Source organism: Pseudomonas sp. HLS-6, from assembly GCF_002753995.1.
GTDB classification, from domain to species: Bacteria; Pseudomonadota; Gammaproteobacteria; order Pseudomonadales; family Pseudomonadaceae; genus Aquipseudomonas; species Aquipseudomonas defluvii.
In genome coordinates, this window is sequence record NZ_CP024478.1 from 3487897 (window position 1) to 3503146 (window position 15250).

Consider the following 15250-nt stretch of genomic DNA (forward strand, 5'->3'; position numbering starts at 1 on the left):
GAGCACCTGCCATGGCCAGCCAGACTGTGGAAGAGCTGTACGACCGAGTCGAAGAATTTACGTCCCTGCTTGCCGCCGCTGAGCTCCACGCAGACGGCTCTTGGGAAGAAGAATTCATCACCAACATGCGGGCCAACTTCAAGCGCCACGGCCCGCGCACCCTTCTAAGCCCACACCAGCAGAAAAAGCTGGAGCAAATCGGCAAATACTGAGGAAACCCCATGAAAGTAGAACACCGCGATGCCATAGAGCGCGCCAAGCTGCACGGAATTGAACCCATGGTGCTGGCTCACCAGCTCATGGTGCACGACCTGGTCGAAGCCGCCCTCTTTGAGCTGCGCAATATCAAAGTGCCGTTCGGCCGCTTGGGCGAGGATGACCAGCAAGAGGTGATCGACCGCATTACGAAACAGGCCGAGGAAGTCGTGTGGACGGCGGTGGGCATCATCAGTTCCCGCAGCGTCGACACCATCCCGATCAAAATCGCCGACTCCAAGTTCAAGGAGAAGAACATCACGGTGACTGGCGTGGTGGACGCCCAAGACCCGAACCGGCATGGCCTGATCGATCTATCCGGAAAGCTGGCCCTGTTGGTGCTGGCCCCGAACGACTACGCCGAGGGCGTCGACGGCATCCGCGCCGAGCGGGACCAGCGCGAGCTGCCGCTGAGCGCATCCGAGATTGTCGCAGGCATGGGCCTTGATCGCCGGCAAGAACAGCAGCTGGATCTGGCAGAGCAGCAGGACCAGCAGAGTCCTCAGGATGACAGCGACGTGGTGGACGCAGAGTTTCCCGAGGGCGGTTTCCCCGACAGCAAGGAATTCGGCGACTTCGACTACGACGACGCCAAGCAACTGATCGTGCTCAAAGCCAACGGAAAGCCGTTCAAGGCCCACTGGGTGCAGAGCCGCCTGGCCATCAGCAGCGAGCAGGTAACCACCCTGCTGGTACGCCTGCTCGACGACAAGGTGATTGAGGTTGAAGCCGAGGGCGAATCTGCCCTGGAGCACAGCTACAAGGTCGTCGCCACCCTGGAAGACGTGGTCGCTTGATCGCCAGCCACCACAGCAATACCCACAGGCGCCTACGGGCGCCTTCTTTTCGCCTAAAGGAAAACCGCCATGTCTCAATTGATCTGCGTCTTCGACACCGAAACCACCGGCTTCCCGCACTGGAAACTGCCGAGCGACGACCCGCGCCAGCCACACCTCGTCGATGTCTGCGCCCTGCTCTACACCACGGAAGGCGAGCTGGTCGACAGCTTCGAGGCCATGGTTCGCCCGGATGGCTGGGACATCCCCAGCGATGTCGCGGCAATCCACGGCATCACCAACGAGATCGCGCTCGAGCACGGGATCCCCGAAGCGCTGGCCGTCAAAGGCTTCCTTGGCATCTGGCGCCGCGCCGGGCTGCGGGTCGCGCACAACGAATCGTTCGACGCTCGCATGTTGCGGATCGCGCTGAAGCGCTTCAAGGATTCCTGGGTGGCTGAGGACTTCCGCGACGGCGCCAAGTTCTGCACCGCGATCACGTCAAAGCCTATCTGCCAACTGCCACCGACCGAGGCCATGAAGGCCACTAACTTCAAGAACAGCTTCAAGACGCCAACCGTCTCCGAGGCCTTAAAGTTCTTCACAGGTGAAGACCTGGTCGACGCCCACCGCGCCCGCCCCGACGCCGAGGCCTGCGCCCGCGTGTACTTCGCCCTGCAGGCCTACCAGTCGGCGGCCTGACTGCAAGCAACAGTCCCTTGGAGCAACAATCGTGAAGATCGGAAGACTTGAGATAACTGCGAGCCGTTTCCCTTGGCAGGGCTACGGATGGTTCCCGCATAAGAACGGGAAAGGCCCAACGGCCATTCTCAATCCGAACGGCGCTCGTTTTGGTGCCGGCTGGAACTACAAGCTCGGCATCAGCGTAGGCGGCACCACCATCCTGATCGACCTGCTGTTCGGCACCGTCCGCATCAGTCTGAAGTAATCACCAGCGCCGGGTAACCGGCGCCACACAACAACCAGAATATTCTAAAAACCGCAGGGTTATTTAAAACCTCCCACATGTAAATCAAGCCTTGGCCAGCTCAGGAAGTTTCTTTATAACCTCAACCAAAGTCAGATCACCTCTCAAAAATTTACGAACCTCAAACTCTTGAACGCCAGGCACACCATTAGACTTTACATAAGAAACACGTAAATCATAATAAATATCAGCGTTAAGAATCCCTTCAAATGACAGGACTGACTGCCCACCATTACTCAGCGGAGAACATTCTGACGCCCCCAGCTCTTCATCTCCTAAAAACACGCGACCCACTACATGCTCACAATAGGCACCAGCATTCACAATAGACAAATATACCAGCTCCTTTGGGACACCCGAAACCAGTGAACGACGTATCTTGTCGCTTCTCACTTGTAACAACGGCTCAAGAGAAATCTCGTGATTTCTTAGAGATATATTTGTCGCCTTTACCAACTCAGTCTGCTGAAACACAGATGCTTTCAATTCGTCAGCCTGCATGCGCAATGCCTCAGAACTAATCCGAAGTTCCTTACCTTGCTGAAGGAAGCCCAGTACCAGCCATAGAAATGCTACCGGCCCGAATGCACCGGCAAGGAAATCACCAACCTCGTTCAACGCGATCGTTGAGAGGTTACCGAGCCTCCCCCAAAGCAGCCAGGTAAGCCCTGCGAGGTAAAGCAATGTGACTATTCCACCAATCAACCCAAGCCTACGCCCCATACACACCCTTAAATTCAACCAATTAGTCCATCATGAATACTGCAATCAAATAGGGCGACGATCACGGCGTCGCCCTATGCAGCCGGTTACTTAATATTTTTAAACAGCAAAGCCTCCGCGTAGACAACGGCTGCAGCTTGCTGCATTTCGTTCCAGCTTCCAAAGCCCGTTTCTTGCTTTATGAACCCTTCCCATTCTGCGTCCGGGATAGCTTCAAAGTCGTCAGTAGTTTCCACCTCATACCCTGCCCCCCGACACAACTCGTAGAAATCGGAAAAGCGACTATGCTCGGACACAAAATTTGAGTTCATCACTTCAAGAAATGGGACAGCTGCTTTCCCTTCAAGTTCTCGAGCATTCTTCAGAAGCCTCTCAAGGCCATCAGTATTTCTTGTGACTTTTATCATCAGATGACTCCGCAGTATTGAAATACTAGTAAGACACAGGAACACCTAAAGATCTAGTTCAACGATTCTTTGCTGTGTTTGAAACATCAACGATGTCGCCCCACCCAATCGAGGAACACATGACAACAGCAATCGACCTGTTCGCCGGCTTCGGCGGATGGAGCACCGGCGCGTGCGCCGCAGGCGTCCAGGTTCTCTGGGCGGCAAACCATTGGCCCGAGGCCGTGAAGTGGCATTCAGCCAACCACCCACACGCCGAGCACGTCTGCCAAGATCTGCATCAGGCCAGATGGGAGCAGGTGCCCTCGCACGACCTGCTGCTGGCATCGCCCTGCTGCCAAGGCCACTCGAAGGCACGGGGCAAGAAGTCGGGAAACCCGCAGCACGACTCGTCACGCTCGACAGCTTGGGCGGTGGTATCCGCTTTGGAGTTTCACCGGCCGGAAGCGGCGCTGGTAGAGAACGTAGAAGAGTTCACCGACTGGGCGCTGTACCCGGCCTGGGTCGCGGCAGTTCAGGCGCTGGGGTACCAGGTCGCACCGCATGTTGTTGACTGTGCCGACTTGGGCGTACCGCAACACCGCGTGCGGTTGTTCTTGGTGCTAACCCGCAGCAAGGCACCACTGATGCTAGAACTTCACCGACATCAGCATGTGCCGGCCGCCAGCTTCCTCGACTTCGATGCCGGGCGCTGGTCATTGATCGACAAGCCGGGCCGGGCCCGGGCCACCCTCGACAGGGTTCGCAACGGCCGCGAACGCTTCGGACACCGCTTCATCATGCCCTACTACGGCAAAGGCTCTGGAACCACCGGGCGCGACATCAACCGGCCGATAGGCACAATCACCACCCTCGACCGCTGGGCACTGGTCGATGGCGACCGCATGCGGATGCTCAGCGCCAGCGAGGCACTGGCCGCAATGTCGTTCCCGGCTGACACCCTGCGCCCGAATAACCACCGGCTGACCATGCACATGGCGGGCAACGCTGTACCGCCGCTGGCCGGGCAGCGCGTGATTGAGGCCTTACTGAAGGCCGCATAGCAAAAAGAGTACATTTGTACTCATCATGAAATCCCAACTCCCCCTCTACTGAACAGCCGCCATACGCGGTATGGAGCCCCTATGAACACAGCACGTGCCACCGAAGACATCGAGTTCATCAAACTACCTGAGGTCCGGAGAATCACCGGCATGGGTACAACCTTCATTTATGAGAAGGCCAAGCAGGGGGAGTTCCCCCGCCAGGTCAAACTGGGCACCAAGTCCGTAGCCTGGATCAGGGCCGAGGTTCAAGAGTGGGCAAACGCTCAAATCGCAGCAGCCCGTGGACAGAGCTGACGGGCTACTCGCCCGCCTCAAGCTTGTCGAGATAGTCCGCCCACTCCTGCATCATCGTTCTCCGCTGCTCCACGTACTCCGCATGGTTGTACGAGCCCCGCACCTTGTTGGGGTCTGCGTGAGAAAGCTGTGCCTCAATCCAATCTCTGTTGTAGCCCATCTCATTGAGGGCGGTTGATACCGTTCCACGTATGCCGTGGCCGGTCAGCTTGCCCTCATATCCCATTCGCTTGATGGCCACGTTGATGGTGTTCTCGCTCATCACCTTGCTGGGATCGTTCCGGCCGGTGAACAACAGCTTGCAGCGCCCGGTCATCTGAAGCACCTCCCGCACTACCCCTACCGCCTGCCGCGACAGTGGCACCAGATATGGCGGAATTTCCCCACTTTCAGTACGAACACGGCTTCGCAACTGCTTTACCCCCTCCGGGGGGATGCGCCACAGCGCTTCGTCCAGGTCAAACTGGGTCGGTGATGCCGAGCGCGCCTCAATCGTGCGCACCATGGTCAGCAGCATCAGGCGGATCGCGCTTTTGGTGAACATCGACATACCCGAGGCTCGCAGCTTGCGCAGGAACTCGCCCAGCTCATCGCGGCGCAATATCGGGTTGTGCTTAACCGGTGGCTGGATGGCCGCGACGATATCGATGTCCGAGGCCGGGTTCATCTCAATGACGCCCTCGGCAATGGCATAACGGAAAATCTCGTTCAGCCAACCTCGGCACTTTTCTGCGACATGCAGCGCACCGCGTTCCTCCAGGCGGCGAACAGCCTTCAGTACATCCGCGCGCTTGATATCAGTGATCGGCATTCGACCAAGCGCAGGGATTAGATCCTTGTCCAGGTACCGGCGCGATTGGGCTGCACTGCCCTTCTTGGCATCGGTCAACCGCAAGGCTTTGAAGTTATGCCATCGGTTAGCCACAGCCTCGAAGGTATTCCCCGCACGCTCGCCAGCCTCAACGTGTGTCTTTCGGCGCTGCTCTCGCGGATCAATCCCCTTGGCAACTAGGGCACGGGCTTCGTCCCGCAGCTCTCTGGCTTCGCGCAGGGAGATTTCTGGGTAGGTACCAAACGAGAAGCGCGGCTGCTTGCCGTGCCATGAATAGCGGAAGTACCAGGACTTGGTGCCGACAGTCGCGACAAACAGTGAAAGACCATCGCTGTCGCTGAGCGTGTAGTCCTTTTCCTTGGGCTTGGCCTGCCTGACGGCGGTATCGGTGAGTGGCATTTAGTACAGTTCCGGAGGGTCATATTCAGCTGTGCTGAGAACTGTACTAAAAATTCGCGACAGACTGCGAAAGAAAGCGGAAGTCCACAAAAGAAAAAAGCCGCTCTAGGCGGCTTGTTTCTTGGCTTTCGCGGAACTCAACGGAACCTAGCGAAAGTACATGTGGTGCGGACGAAGAGACTCGAACTCTTACAGCTTGCGCCGCTGGAACCTAAATCCAGTGTGTCTACCAATTTCACCACGTCCGCGTAAAGCGTTTAAAGCAAAGGCGCCGGACTATTCATCGGGCGCCTTTTAGAATATGGGGTGGACGATGGGGATCGAACCCACGACAACAGGAGTCACAATCCTGTGCTCTACCAACTGAGCTACGCCCACCATATTACGTTACTGCTTCACTTGTGCCAAAGCTGCCTTAATGGCGCACCCGGCAGGACTCGAACCTGCGACCATCCGCTTAGAAGGCGGATGCTCTATCCAGCTGAGCTACGGGCGCATATTTAATCTGCTTTCGTTTAAGATTACAAACTAACTTTTCAGTCCCGCCAAACGAGCTTAAAATCCGCTCATTCTGCCTGACCTTGCTAACCAGTGCTAGGCTCTGCCCGACAAGTGCGACGAATGTTATAGACGAGTGGCAGGGTCGTCAACTCTTTTTTGAAAAAAATTCATTTTATTTAAGGGCTTAGAGCATTTGCCAGACCAAGCGCCTTTGCCCTAGGGCTGTGTCATGCGAGAATGCGCGCTCATTTTATTCCCTCTCGATGGTTAATCACGCGTCATGACTGCACAACTTATCGACGGCAAGGCGATCGCCGCCAACCTGCGCCAGCAGATCGCCCAACGTGTCGCGGAGCGCCGCCAGCAAGGCCTGCGCACTCCTGGCCTGGCAGTGATCCTGGTCGGCAACGACCCCGCCTCTCAAGTCTATGTTTCGCACAAGCGCAAGGATTGCGAAGAGGTCGGCTTTATCTCCCAGGCCTTTGACCTGCCCAGCGATACCACGCAGCAAGCCCTGACCGACCTGATCGATCGCCTTAATAACGACGCGAACATCGACGGCATCCTGCTGCAGTTGCCGCTTCCGGCACACCTGGATGCATCGCTGCTGCTTGAGCGCATCCGCCCAGACAAAGACGTCGACGGCTTCCATCCTTATAACGTCGGTCGCCTGGCTCAGCGCATTCCCCTGCTGCGCCCTTGCACGCCGAAAGGCATCATGACCCTGCTGCAGAGCACCGGTCAGGACCTGTACGGCATGAATGCCGTAGTGGTGGGGGCTTCGAACATCGTTGGCCGCCCAATGGCCATGGAGCTGCTGCTGGCAGGCTGCACCGTGACCGTCACCCACCGTTTCACCAAGGACCTGGCAGGCCACGTCGGCCGTGCCGACCTGGTAGTGGTTGCCGCCGGCAAGCCAGGCCTGGTCAAGGGTGAGTGGATCAAGGAAGGCGCGATCGTCATCGACGTCGGCATCAACCGCCAGGAAGATGGCAAGCTGGTCGGCGATGTGGTTTATGAAACCGCCCTGCCACGCGCAGGCTGGATCACGCCGGTTCCAGGTGGTGTAGGCCCGATGACCCGTGCCTGCCTGCTGGAGAACACCTTGTATGCGGCAGAAACGCTGCACAAATAAGGCATCAGGCAACTGAACGTACGGCACCTGCGAAGGTGCCGTTTTTGTTGGCACCCGAAAAACCTGATCGCCCTTCCCCCCCTCGACGCCCTCACCACAGCCGATTCCGCTGCACCGCGACCGCATTCAGCTTTCCCGGCTGAGCACCACACCGGCTTCAGCCGGGATTTACACGGCATCCCACGGACAATAGGCACATAGCCAACCCTGGATGCGTGCCTCGATGCAAACCACCAATACCGTCTTGATGATCCGCCCGGCGCGGTTCGCCTTCAACCCGGACACGGCCTTCAACAACCGCTTTCAGCAACCCTTTCTCGCCCCCGAACAGGCACAGCAGAAAGCGCTGGAAGAGTTCGATGGCTACGTCGACACCCTGCGCCAGCACGGCGTAGAAGTACTGGTCGTGCAGGACACCCCTGCCCCTCACACCCCGGACTCGATCTTCCCCAACAATTGGTGGAGCAGCCACGCGGACGGCAGCCTGGTGCTGTATCCGATGGAAGGCCAGAACCGTCGCCTGGAGCGCAACAAAGGCGTACTGCGCGTTCTGGAAGAGCGCTTTGCAATTAACACCACCGTCGACCTGAGCCCGCTGGAGCAGCAGAGCATGTTCCTCGAAGGCACCGGCAGCATGGTGCTGGACCGCGAGCACCGGATCAGCTACGCCTGCCACTCCGGGCGCACCCACAGCGAAGCGCTGCGCCAGTTCGCCGAGCAACTTGATTACCGCCTCTGCGTGTTCCACGCCGTCGACCGGCACCACGCGCCGATCTACCACAGCAACGTGATGATGAGCGTTGGCACTGAGCTCTCGGTGGTGTGCCTGCAAGCCCTGCCCGATGCGAGCGAGCGGCAGGCACTGGAGCGCTCCCTGCGCGACACCGGCAAAGACATCCTGGCACTGGACTTCGACCAGCTTGAAGGCTTCGCCGGCAACATGCTCGAAGTCCACGACAAGCAGGGCCAGCCGCTGCTGGTGATGTCGCGTAGCGCCTGGGCTTCGCTGAAGCCCGACCAACGCGAACAGGTCGAACAGCACAGCCGCCCGGTGGTGGTGAACATCGACAACATCGAACGCATTGGCGGTGGCAGCGCCCGCTGCATGCTCGCCGAAGTCCACCTGCCCGTGCGCAACTAAACTGATTATAAGAAGGAGAACAGCATGACCCGTTATCTGGATGTCACCGACCTGAGCCACCTGGTCACTCGTAAAGGTTTGAGCACCTGCCTGCGCGAGATGGCCGAGTACATCCGCCAGGACTATCTGCGCTGGCACGACTTTGAAAAGTGCGCGCGCCTGGCCAACCATTCGCCCGATGGTGTCATCGAATTGATGCCGGTATCCGATGCGAACCTGTATGCCTTCAAGTACGTCAATGGCCACCCCAAGAACACCCAGCGCGGCATGCTCACCGTCATGGCGTTTGGCGCGCTTGGCGATGTCGATACGGGCGCCCCGGTCCTGCTGAGCGAGATGACCCTGACCACCGCCCTGCGAACCGCCGCCACCTCGGCCCTGGCCGCACGCTACCTGGCGCGCCCGGGCAGCCGCAGCATGGCGCTGATCGGCAACGGCTCGCAGAGTGAATTTCAAGCCTTGGCATTCCATGCCCTGCTGGGCATCGAAGAGATCCGTCTGTACGACCTCGATCCGCAGGCGACCGCCAAGCTGATCGCCAACCTCAGCACCTTCCCGGCACTGAAACTGATTCAGGCCAGCTCTGTGGCCGACGCCGTTCGCGGCGCCGATATCATCACCACAGTCACCGCCGACAAGGCCTACGCCACCATCCTCACCCCGGAGATGATCGAGCCAGGCATGCACCTCAACGCTGTCGGTGGCGACTGCCCAGGCAAGACTGAGCTGCACCGCAACATCGTCGAAAACGCCCGAGTGATTGTTGAGTACGAGCCACAAAGCCGTATCGAAGGCGAGATCCAGCAGATGCCGGCCGACTCACCGACCACCGAGTTCTGGCAAGTCGTGAACGGCCAGGCAGCAGGCCGCGAAAATGACACCCAGGTGACCCTGTTCGACTCCGTCGGATTTGCCCTGGAGGACTATTCGGCCCTGCGCTATGTACTGGACGAGGCCACGGCACTCGGGATAGGCCACCAGATCGAGCTGGTGCCTGAACTCAGCAACCCGAAGGACCTCTTCGCCCTGCTGCGCAACCCTGCCGAAACCCTGGCAAAAAAACGCGCCTGAACCCGCCAAACCTGCTGCGCCCAGGCGCGGCAGGTCGGAAACGGCTGTGCAAAAGCCAAAACAGGCAACACCACAGCCGAATCGGCTGCACGGCAATTGTTAACAGCAAATTACGGTCGCCATGGCCGGCTGAAACGACACAAAAAAAAACCGCTCATCGCGCATTCTGAGGCCAGACCGAAGAGTCACTTCAAGACCCAAACAGCCTCACGATTTTTTACTGCCCTAAATCAATTACAAAACCAAGGGATACCCTCATGACTTCGTTTCGAAAGCCCCTTAGCGTGTTGCTCCTTGCGCTGTGCGCAAGCGCGGTTCAGGCTCAAGAATGGAAAGAAATCCGTTTTGGTGTCTACCCTGAGTACCCGCCGTTTGAATCGGTAGCGGCCGACGGCAGCCTGCAAGGCTTCGACATTGAGCTGGGCAATGCCATTTGCGCCAAGCTGCAGGTCAAGTGCACCTGGGTCAACAACGAGTTCGATGGCATGATTCCGGCACTGCGTGCGCGCAAGTTCGACGCGATCATGTCCTCCATGGCCGTGACCCCGGCACGGCAGAAGCAGATCGACTTCACTGACCGCCTGTTCCTCAGCCCGACATCCGTGATCACCCGCAAAGGTGCTGATTTCGGCGACACGCCGGAATCGCTCAAAGGCAAGCAGGTCGGCGTGCTGCAAGGCTCGCTGCAAGAGGCCTACGCCCGCGCCAAGCTGGCGCCGCTGGGCGCGCAGGTCAAGGCCTACCAGGCCCAGGACCAGAACTATGCCGACCTGATGAACGGCCGACTCGACGCCACCCTGACCGACAAGCTGGAAGCCCAACTGAACTTCCTGGCCAAACCCGAAGGTGCCGACTTCAAGACCGGCCCGGCCATCAAGGACCCCACCTTGCCGCTGGACATCGCCATGGGCTTGCGCAAAAACGATAGCGAACTGAAGGCCTTGCTGAACAAAGGCATCGCTGAGGTCCTTGCCGATGGGACCTTCGCCGAAATCCAGAAAAAGTACGTCGGCGACCTGGATATCTACAACGAGTAAATCTGTCTGCGGCCAGCCATCCTGCTGGCCGCAGCGGTCTCCACTCCAGCTTCTGACGAGACTCTCCCGTGAATGACCTCCTCCACTCAATCGGCCTGCAGGCCCTGAGCCTGCAGGGCTTTGGCCCGCTGTTGGCGCAAGGGACCTGGATGACCCTGAAACTGGCGCTGCTGTCGCTGGCATTAAGCCTGAGCCTGGGCCTGATCGGCGCCTGCGCCAAGTGCTCACCGCTACGCCTGCTGCGCGCTCCGGCCACGCTTTACACCACGCTAATACGCAGCGTGCCGGACCTGGTACTGATCCTGCTGATCTTCTACACCCTGCAATTGTGGCTCAACGATTTCACCGAAATGCTGGGCTGGAACTACGTCGAGATCGACCCGTTCAGGGCCGGGGTGATCACCCTGGGTTTCATCTACGGTGCCTACTTCACCGAGAACTTTCGCGGTGCCATTCTCAGCGTACCGGCAGGCCAGCTCGAGGCTGCTACCGCGTACGGCCTGAGCCGCGCCCAGCGTTTTCGCCTGGTGCTGTTCCCACAGCTGATGCGCTTCGCCCTGCCAGGGCTGGGCAACAACTGGCTGGTACTGCTCAAGTCCACGGCGCTGGTGTCGATCATCGGCCTGGCCGACCTGGTCAAAGCCGCACAGAACGCCGGCAAGACCACCAATAACACCCTGTACTTCCTGATCCTCGCCGCACTGGTCTACCTGGTGATCACAACCCTTTCAAACCGGCTATTCAAACGCCTGGAACGGCGCTACAACACGGGCATCAAGGGGCTGGCATCATGATCGAACTGCTTGAGCAATATGGCCTGGCCTACCTCTACAGTGATGGCGCCGGTTTTTCCGGGCTGGCGGTGACCCTGTGGTTGTTTATCGTGACGACCGTCCTGGGTTTCCTGCTGTCGCTGCCCTTGGCCCTGGCCAGGGTTTCACGCCAGCGCTGGCTGCGCTGGCCCGTGGAGTTCTACACCTACGTCTTTCGCGGCACACCACTCTACATACAACTGCTGATCTGCTACACCGGCCTGTACGGGCTGGAGGTCGTTCGCGACAACGCCTTGCTCGACGCGTTCTTCCGCAACGCGCTGAACTGCACCCTGCTGGCCTTCGTCCTCAATACCTGCGCCTACACCGTGGAGATCTTCGCCGGGGCGATTCGCAATATCCCCCACGGCGAAATTGAAGCGGCCCAGGCCTATGGTCTGTATGGCTGGCGCCTGAACCTGTTCGTGATTCTGCCAGCCGCCCTGCGCCGTGCGCTGCCGGCCTACAGCAACGAACTGATCCTGATGCTGCACGCCACCTCCCTGGCCTTCACCGCAACCATCGCCGACATCCTCAAGGTCGCGCGCGACGCCAATGCCGCGACCTTCCTGACCTTCCAGGCCTTTGGTGTCGCGGCCCTGCTGTACATGCTGCTGTCCTTCGTGCTGGTCGGGCTGTTCCGCCTGGCCGAACGCCGCTGGATGCGTTTTCTTGTTCCTGTCCGAGGCTAAACCATGACCCTTTCTGCACACGCCTTGTCGTCCCATCACCAGCCACTGACTGAGCCACTTACGACAGCACGCCAGGCCAACGTCGCCCAGACAGCGGCGGTCAAACTGACCGTCGAAGACCTGCACAAACACTACGGCGATCATCAGGTACTCAAAGGCGTCTCGCTGCAAGCGCGCAAAGGCGATGTCATCAGCCTGATTGGTGCCAGCGGCTCGGGCAAAAGTACAATGCTGCGCTGCATCAACTTCCTTGAACAACCCGACGCGGGCGCGATTACCCTCGATGGCCAAACCATCGAGATGCGCCAGGGTCGCGCGGGCGTGCGCGCACCGCACCCTGCCCAATTGCAGAACCTGCGTACGCGCCTGGCCATGGTGTTCCAGCACTTCAACCTGTGGAGCCACATGACTGTGCTGGAGAACATTTGCCTGGCCCCTCGCCGTGTGCTCGGTGTCAGCGCACAGGACGCCGAAGCCCGCGCTCGCGCCTACCTGGACAAGGTCGGGCTGCCATCGCGCGCAGCCGATCAGTACCCGGCGTTTCTCTCCGGCGGGCAACAACAACGGGTTGCCATCGCCCGCGCACTGGCCATGGAGCCGGAAATCATCCTCTTCGATGAACCCACCTCGGCGCTAGACCCAGAGCTGGTGGGCGAGGTGCTCAAAGTCATACAGACGCTGGCCGAGGAAGGTCGTACCATGCTCATGGTCACCCACGAAATGGGCTTTGCCCGGAAGGTGTCCAGCCAGGTGTTGTTCCTGCATCAGGGCCGGGTCGAGGAACAAGGTAGCGCCGCGATACTCGACCACCCGCAGAGCGAGCGCCTGCAGCAATTTCTATCCAACCGTTTGAAGTGAAGCAGACCCGCATGGAAAACAAGGCCAACAGCCCCCACTGCGCGCCCCCTCTGGACCGGATCGATGAAGCCATCATTGATGTACTGCGCCATAACGGGCGGATCACCTATGAGAAGCTTTCATCACTGGTGCATCTGACGCCTCGCCCGTGCCTTGAGCGGGTGCGCAAGCTGGAAAGGCGCGGCGTGATTCGAGGCTACGGCGCGATCATCGACGTGCAGATGGTTTCACCGGGGCTGTCGCTGCTGGTGCTGGTTGCCCTCTCCAACCAGAGCGGGCGCGCAGCGCAACGCGCGTTTGAGGCCTGCGTTCGGGCCTGCCCACAGGTTTTTGAATGCCAACTGATCAGCGGCCACTTCGATTACAGCCTGCGCATGCGCTGCCGGGACATGGAGCACTACCGGGTGCTGACCGAGACCTGGATGAACAACGACGAACTGCACATCGACAAATTGGTCGCGCACCCAGAGCTGGCCGTGGTGAAAAACACCGCAACCCAACTCTAGGCACCCGTGATGCAGGCGATGCCATCGGCGCCTGCATCGTCAACACCGCTGACGCCTATACCGTCAGCGGTGCCAATGCAGCCCACTCCGCGGGCTGCACATAACCCTCGACCCACAGCGTCACATCGGCAGCGGGCATTGGCCGGGCAATGCAGTAGCCTTGCGCCATGTCACAGCCCAAGTCCATCAGCAACTGACCATGTTCAACCGTTTCCAGGCCTTCGGCGATCACCTGACGGCCGAACGCCCGCGCCAGGCTAATCACCGCGCGGGTCAAGGCCAGGTCATCCTGGTCGTGGAGGATGTCACGAACAAACGACTTATCGATCTTGATCGTCTGGGTTGGCAGCCGCTTGAGGTAACTCAGCGATGAGTAACCTGTGCCGAAATCATCCAGGGAGAACTGCACACCCAGCTCCTGACAGGCATCCAGGCATTGGCTGACCCGCTGAATGTTCTCGATGGCCACCGATTCGACGATTTCCAGATCCAACATGCTTGGCGCCACCGCTGCGTGGCGGGCCAGCAGTCGTTTCAACCGCTCGACAAAGTCCGAACGCTGGAAATGCCGGGCCGCAATGTTCACGCTCACCGACCAGCAGAAACCCTGCAGTTGCCATTGGTGCATTTGCGCCATGGCCTGATCGATCACCCATTCACCGATATCGACGATCAGGTCAGTCTGCTCTACCAACGGTAAAAATTCCGCCGGCGGCACCAGCCCCTTGACCGGATGCTGCCAGCGCAACAACGCCTCAAAGCCAATCACCGCACCGGTGCGCATATTGACCTTGGGCTGGTAGTACAGGCACAACTCACCCTTGGCCAACGCCTGGCGCAAGCGCTCAACGGTCTGGTGGGTGGCCTTGACCTCCTTGTCCAGCGAGACGTCAAACACGTGGTAGCGGTTACGCCCACTTTGTTTGGCCACATACATGGCCTGGTCGGCATGGCGCAGCAAGGTGTCGGCATCGTCATTGTCGAGCGGAAACAGCGTCACCCCGATGCTCGCGCTGACTCTCAAGTCCTGACCGTTGATGGCGTAAGGCGATGCAACGGCGGCGAGTACCCGCTGAAGGGCAATGTGCAGACGATAGTGGTCGTGAACGTCACGCAGAATCAGCACGAACTCATCGCCTGACAACCGCGCCACGGCATCACCGCCGCGCAGGATGCCCTTGAGACGGGCGGCCACCTCGACCAGCAACAAATCGCCACTGGCGTGACCATAGCCATCGTTGACTGCCTTGAAGCCATCCAGATCAAGCATGCAGACTGCCAACTGCGTGCCCTCTTGCCGGGAAAAATCCAGTGCTTGCGTCAACAGGTCAGACAGGTAGGCCCGGTTGGGCAAACCGGTGAGCACATCGTGGCTGACCCGCCATTGCAGGGTGCGCAGCAACTGGCGCTTCTCGCTGACATCGAAACGAATCGAGACATACTTGCGTACCTTCCCGCTCAGCGGGTCCATCAATGGCACCATCGTACTGTCGACCCAGTACAACGAGCCGTCCTTGGCGCGGTTGCAGATCTCGCCTTTCCAGACCTTGCCCATTACCAGGGAACGCCACATCTCCTGGAAAAACTCCGGATCATGCAGGCCCGAATTGAGGATACGGTGGTTGGCCCCAAGCAGCTCTTCGCGGCTGTAGCCGGAAATGCTGCAAAACTGTTGGTTTACGTAGGTAATCCGACCCGTCAGATCGGTTTCGGAAAAAATCGCGGCCGCATCGACGGCCGCGCGGTAGTTATCGTCCATGACGTCCTCTGCACCCTG

18 protein-coding genes and 3 tRNA genes are annotated in these 15250 nt (G+C 59.2%); 14 read left to right on the top strand and 7 right to left on the bottom strand.

Annotated elements, in window-relative coordinates; genetic code table 11:
• The first annotated feature begins 11 nt into the window (after window positions 1-11).
• From CS390_RS16320 to CS390_RS16335, 4 genes are all read left to right on the top strand, one after another.
• Window positions 12-212: a hypothetical protein gene (locus CS390_RS16320; RefSeq protein WP_099775355.1), complete on the top strand. Its 201-nt coding sequence runs from the start codon at window positions 12-14 to the stop codon at window positions 210-212.
• 9 nt (window positions 213-221) lie between these two features.
• Window positions 222-1052: a cell division protein FtsK gene (locus CS390_RS16325; RefSeq protein WP_099775356.1), complete on the top strand. Its 831-nt coding sequence runs from the start codon at window positions 222-224 to the stop codon at window positions 1050-1052.
• Between the two features lie 69 nt (window positions 1053-1121).
• A complete protein-coding gene (locus tag CS390_RS16330) occupies window positions 1122-1733 on the top strand; it encodes a 3'-5' exonuclease (protein ID WP_099775357.1) in 612 nt (203 codons plus the stop codon).
• A gap of 31 nt (window positions 1734-1764) precedes the next feature.
• Window positions 1765-1980: a hypothetical protein gene (locus CS390_RS16335; protein WP_099775358.1), complete on the top strand. Its 216-nt coding sequence runs from the start codon at window positions 1765-1767 to the stop codon at window positions 1978-1980.
• An 84-nt stretch (window positions 1981-2064) separates the two neighbouring features.
• Here the strand turns inward: CS390_RS16335 and CS390_RS16340 are convergent, their stop codons facing one another.
• On the bottom strand, window positions 2065-2742 hold the full coding sequence (locus CS390_RS16340; protein ID WP_099775359.1) for a hypothetical protein: 678 nt from the start codon (window positions 2740-2742) through the stop codon (window positions 2065-2067).
• An 86-nt stretch (window positions 2743-2828) separates the two neighbouring features.
• Window positions 2829-3149, bottom strand: coding sequence for a hypothetical protein (locus tag CS390_RS16345; RefSeq protein WP_099775360.1), 321 nt, complete (start codon window positions 3147-3149; stop codon window positions 2829-2831).
• 119 nt (window positions 3150-3268) lie between these two features.
• Between CS390_RS16345 and CS390_RS16350 the strand changes: the two genes are divergently transcribed.
• Both CS390_RS16350 and CS390_RS16355 read left to right on the top strand, forming a co-directional pair.
• Window positions 3269-4192: a DNA cytosine methyltransferase gene (locus CS390_RS16350; RefSeq protein ID WP_099775361.1), complete on the top strand. Its 924-nt coding sequence runs from the start codon at window positions 3269-3271 to the stop codon at window positions 4190-4192.
• 81 nt (window positions 4193-4273) lie between these two features.
• Window positions 4274-4489 carry an AlpA family transcriptional regulator gene (locus CS390_RS16355; protein ID WP_065761834.1) on the top strand — a complete coding sequence of 72 codons (216 nt, stop codon included), beginning with the start codon at window positions 4274-4276 and terminating at the stop codon, window positions 4487-4489.
• Between the two features lie 4 nt (window positions 4490-4493).
• On the opposite strand, the gene CS390_RS16360 is transcribed toward CS390_RS16355, so the two are convergent.
• The 4 genes from CS390_RS16360 to CS390_RS16375 all read right to left on the bottom strand — a co-directional run bounded on the left by CS390_RS16360 (window position 4494) and on the right by CS390_RS16375 (window position 6216).
• Window positions 4494-5720 carry an integrase arm-type DNA-binding domain-containing protein gene (locus CS390_RS16360; RefSeq protein WP_099775362.1) on the bottom strand — a complete coding sequence of 409 codons (1227 nt, stop codon included), beginning with the start codon at window positions 5718-5720 and terminating at the stop codon, window positions 4494-4496.
• 163 nt (window positions 5721-5883) lie between these two features.
• Window positions 5884-5968, bottom strand: a tRNA-Leu gene (locus CS390_RS16365).
• A 54-nt stretch (window positions 5969-6022) separates the two neighbouring features.
• A tRNA-His gene (locus CS390_RS16370) sits at window positions 6023-6098 on the bottom strand.
• A gap of 41 nt (window positions 6099-6139) precedes the next feature.
• Window positions 6140-6216, bottom strand: a tRNA-Arg gene (locus tag CS390_RS16375).
• A 285-nt stretch (window positions 6217-6501) separates the two neighbouring features.
• Between CS390_RS16375 and folD the strand changes: the two genes are divergently transcribed.
• From folD to CS390_RS16415, 8 genes are all read left to right on the top strand, one after another.
• Window positions 6502-7356, top strand: coding sequence for a bifunctional methylenetetrahydrofolate dehydrogenase/methenyltetrahydrofolate cyclohydrolase FolD (gene folD / locus CS390_RS16380; protein WP_065761832.1), 855 nt, complete (start codon window positions 6502-6504; stop codon window positions 7354-7356).
• Window positions 7357-7579: 223 nt separating this feature from the next.
• Window positions 7580-8497, top strand: a complete 918-nt coding sequence (gene ctlX / locus CS390_RS16385; protein ID WP_065761831.1) for a citrulline utilization hydrolase CtlX — start codon at window positions 7580-7582, stop codon at window positions 8495-8497.
• Between the two features lie 24 nt (window positions 8498-8521).
• Complete coding sequence (locus tag CS390_RS16390) at window positions 8522-9568, top strand: ornithine cyclodeaminase (protein ID WP_065761830.1); 1047 nt, start codon at window positions 8522-8524, stop codon at window positions 9566-9568.
• A 257-nt stretch (window positions 9569-9825) separates the two neighbouring features.
• Window positions 9826-10605, top strand: coding sequence for an ABC transporter substrate-binding protein (locus CS390_RS16395; protein WP_065761829.1), 780 nt, complete (start codon window positions 9826-9828; stop codon window positions 10603-10605).
• Between the two features lie 68 nt (window positions 10606-10673).
• Window positions 10674-11399 (top strand): ABC transporter permease, encoded by a 726-nt coding sequence (locus tag CS390_RS16400; RefSeq protein ID WP_099775363.1) that lies wholly within the window; start codon window positions 10674-10676, stop codon window positions 11397-11399.
• Window positions 11396-12109, top strand: coding sequence for an ABC transporter permease (locus tag CS390_RS16405; protein WP_065760108.1), 714 nt, complete (start codon window positions 11396-11398; stop codon window positions 12107-12109). The genes CS390_RS16400 and CS390_RS16405 overlap by 4 nt, the downstream gene beginning before the upstream one ends.
• 3 nt (window positions 12110-12112) lie before the next feature.
• Window positions 12113-12967, top strand: a complete 855-nt coding sequence (locus tag CS390_RS16410) for an ABC transporter ATP-binding protein (RefSeq protein ID WP_099775364.1) — start codon at window positions 12113-12115, stop codon at window positions 12965-12967.
• 11 nt (window positions 12968-12978) lie between these two features.
• Window positions 12979-13473 carry an Lrp/AsnC family transcriptional regulator gene (locus tag CS390_RS16415; RefSeq protein WP_065760110.1) on the top strand — a complete coding sequence of 165 codons (495 nt, stop codon included), beginning with the start codon at window positions 12979-12981 and terminating at the stop codon, window positions 13471-13473.
• A 55-nt stretch (window positions 13474-13528) separates the two neighbouring features.
• Here the strand turns inward: CS390_RS16415 and CS390_RS16420 are convergent, their stop codons facing one another.
• A complete protein-coding gene (locus CS390_RS16420) occupies window positions 13529-15232 on the bottom strand; it encodes a bifunctional diguanylate cyclase/phosphodiesterase (RefSeq protein WP_099775365.1) in 1704 nt (567 codons plus the stop codon).
• Between the last annotated feature and the right edge of the window lie 18 nt (window positions 15233-15250).

Excerpts from the sequence above, each read along its gene's own strand:
- CS390_RS16320 (WP_099775355.1), top strand. The coding sequence starts at position 12 with ATGGCCAGCCAGACTGTGGAAGAGCTGTACGACCGAGTCGAAGAATTT.
- CS390_RS16325 (WP_099775356.1), top strand. The coding sequence starts at position 222 with ATGAAAGTAGAACACCGCGATGCCATAGAGCGCGCCAAGCTGCACGGA.
- CS390_RS16330 (WP_099775357.1), top strand. The coding sequence starts at position 1,122 with ATGTCTCAATTGATCTGCGTCTTCGACACCGAAACCACCGGCTTCCCG.
- CS390_RS16340 (WP_099775359.1), bottom strand. The coding sequence starts at position 2,742 with ATGGGGCGTAGGCTTGGGTTGATTGGTGGAATAGTCACATTGCTTTAC.
- CS390_RS16345 (WP_099775360.1), bottom strand. The coding sequence starts at position 3,149 with ATGATAAAAGTCACAAGAAATACTGATGGCCTTGAGAGGCTTCTGAAG.
- CS390_RS16350 (WP_099775361.1), top strand. The coding sequence starts at position 3,269 with ATGACAACAGCAATCGACCTGTTCGCCGGCTTCGGCGGATGGAGCACC.
- CS390_RS16355 (WP_065761834.1), top strand. The coding sequence starts at position 4,274 with ATGAACACAGCACGTGCCACCGAAGACATCGAGTTCATCAAACTACCT.
- CS390_RS16360 (WP_099775362.1), bottom strand. The coding sequence starts at position 5,720 with ATGCCACTCACCGATACCGCCGTCAGGCAGGCCAAGCCCAAGGAAAAG.
- folD (WP_065761832.1), top strand. The coding sequence starts at position 6,502 with ATGACTGCACAACTTATCGACGGCAAGGCGATCGCCGCCAACCTGCGC.
- ctlX (WP_065761831.1), top strand. The coding sequence starts at position 7,580 with ATGCAAACCACCAATACCGTCTTGATGATCCGCCCGGCGCGGTTCGCC.
- CS390_RS16390 (WP_065761830.1), top strand. The coding sequence starts at position 8,522 with ATGACCCGTTATCTGGATGTCACCGACCTGAGCCACCTGGTCACTCGT.
- CS390_RS16395 (WP_065761829.1), top strand. The coding sequence starts at position 9,826 with ATGACTTCGTTTCGAAAGCCCCTTAGCGTGTTGCTCCTTGCGCTGTGC.
- CS390_RS16405 (WP_065760108.1), top strand. The coding sequence starts at position 11,396 with ATGATCGAACTGCTTGAGCAATATGGCCTGGCCTACCTCTACAGTGAT.
- CS390_RS16410 (WP_099775364.1), top strand. The coding sequence starts at position 12,113 with ATGACCCTTTCTGCACACGCCTTGTCGTCCCATCACCAGCCACTGACT.
- CS390_RS16415 (WP_065760110.1), top strand. The coding sequence starts at position 12,979 with ATGGAAAACAAGGCCAACAGCCCCCACTGCGCGCCCCCTCTGGACCGG.
- CS390_RS16420 (WP_099775365.1), bottom strand. The coding sequence starts at position 15,232 with ATGGACGATAACTACCGCGCGGCCGTCGATGCGGCCGCGATTTTTTCC.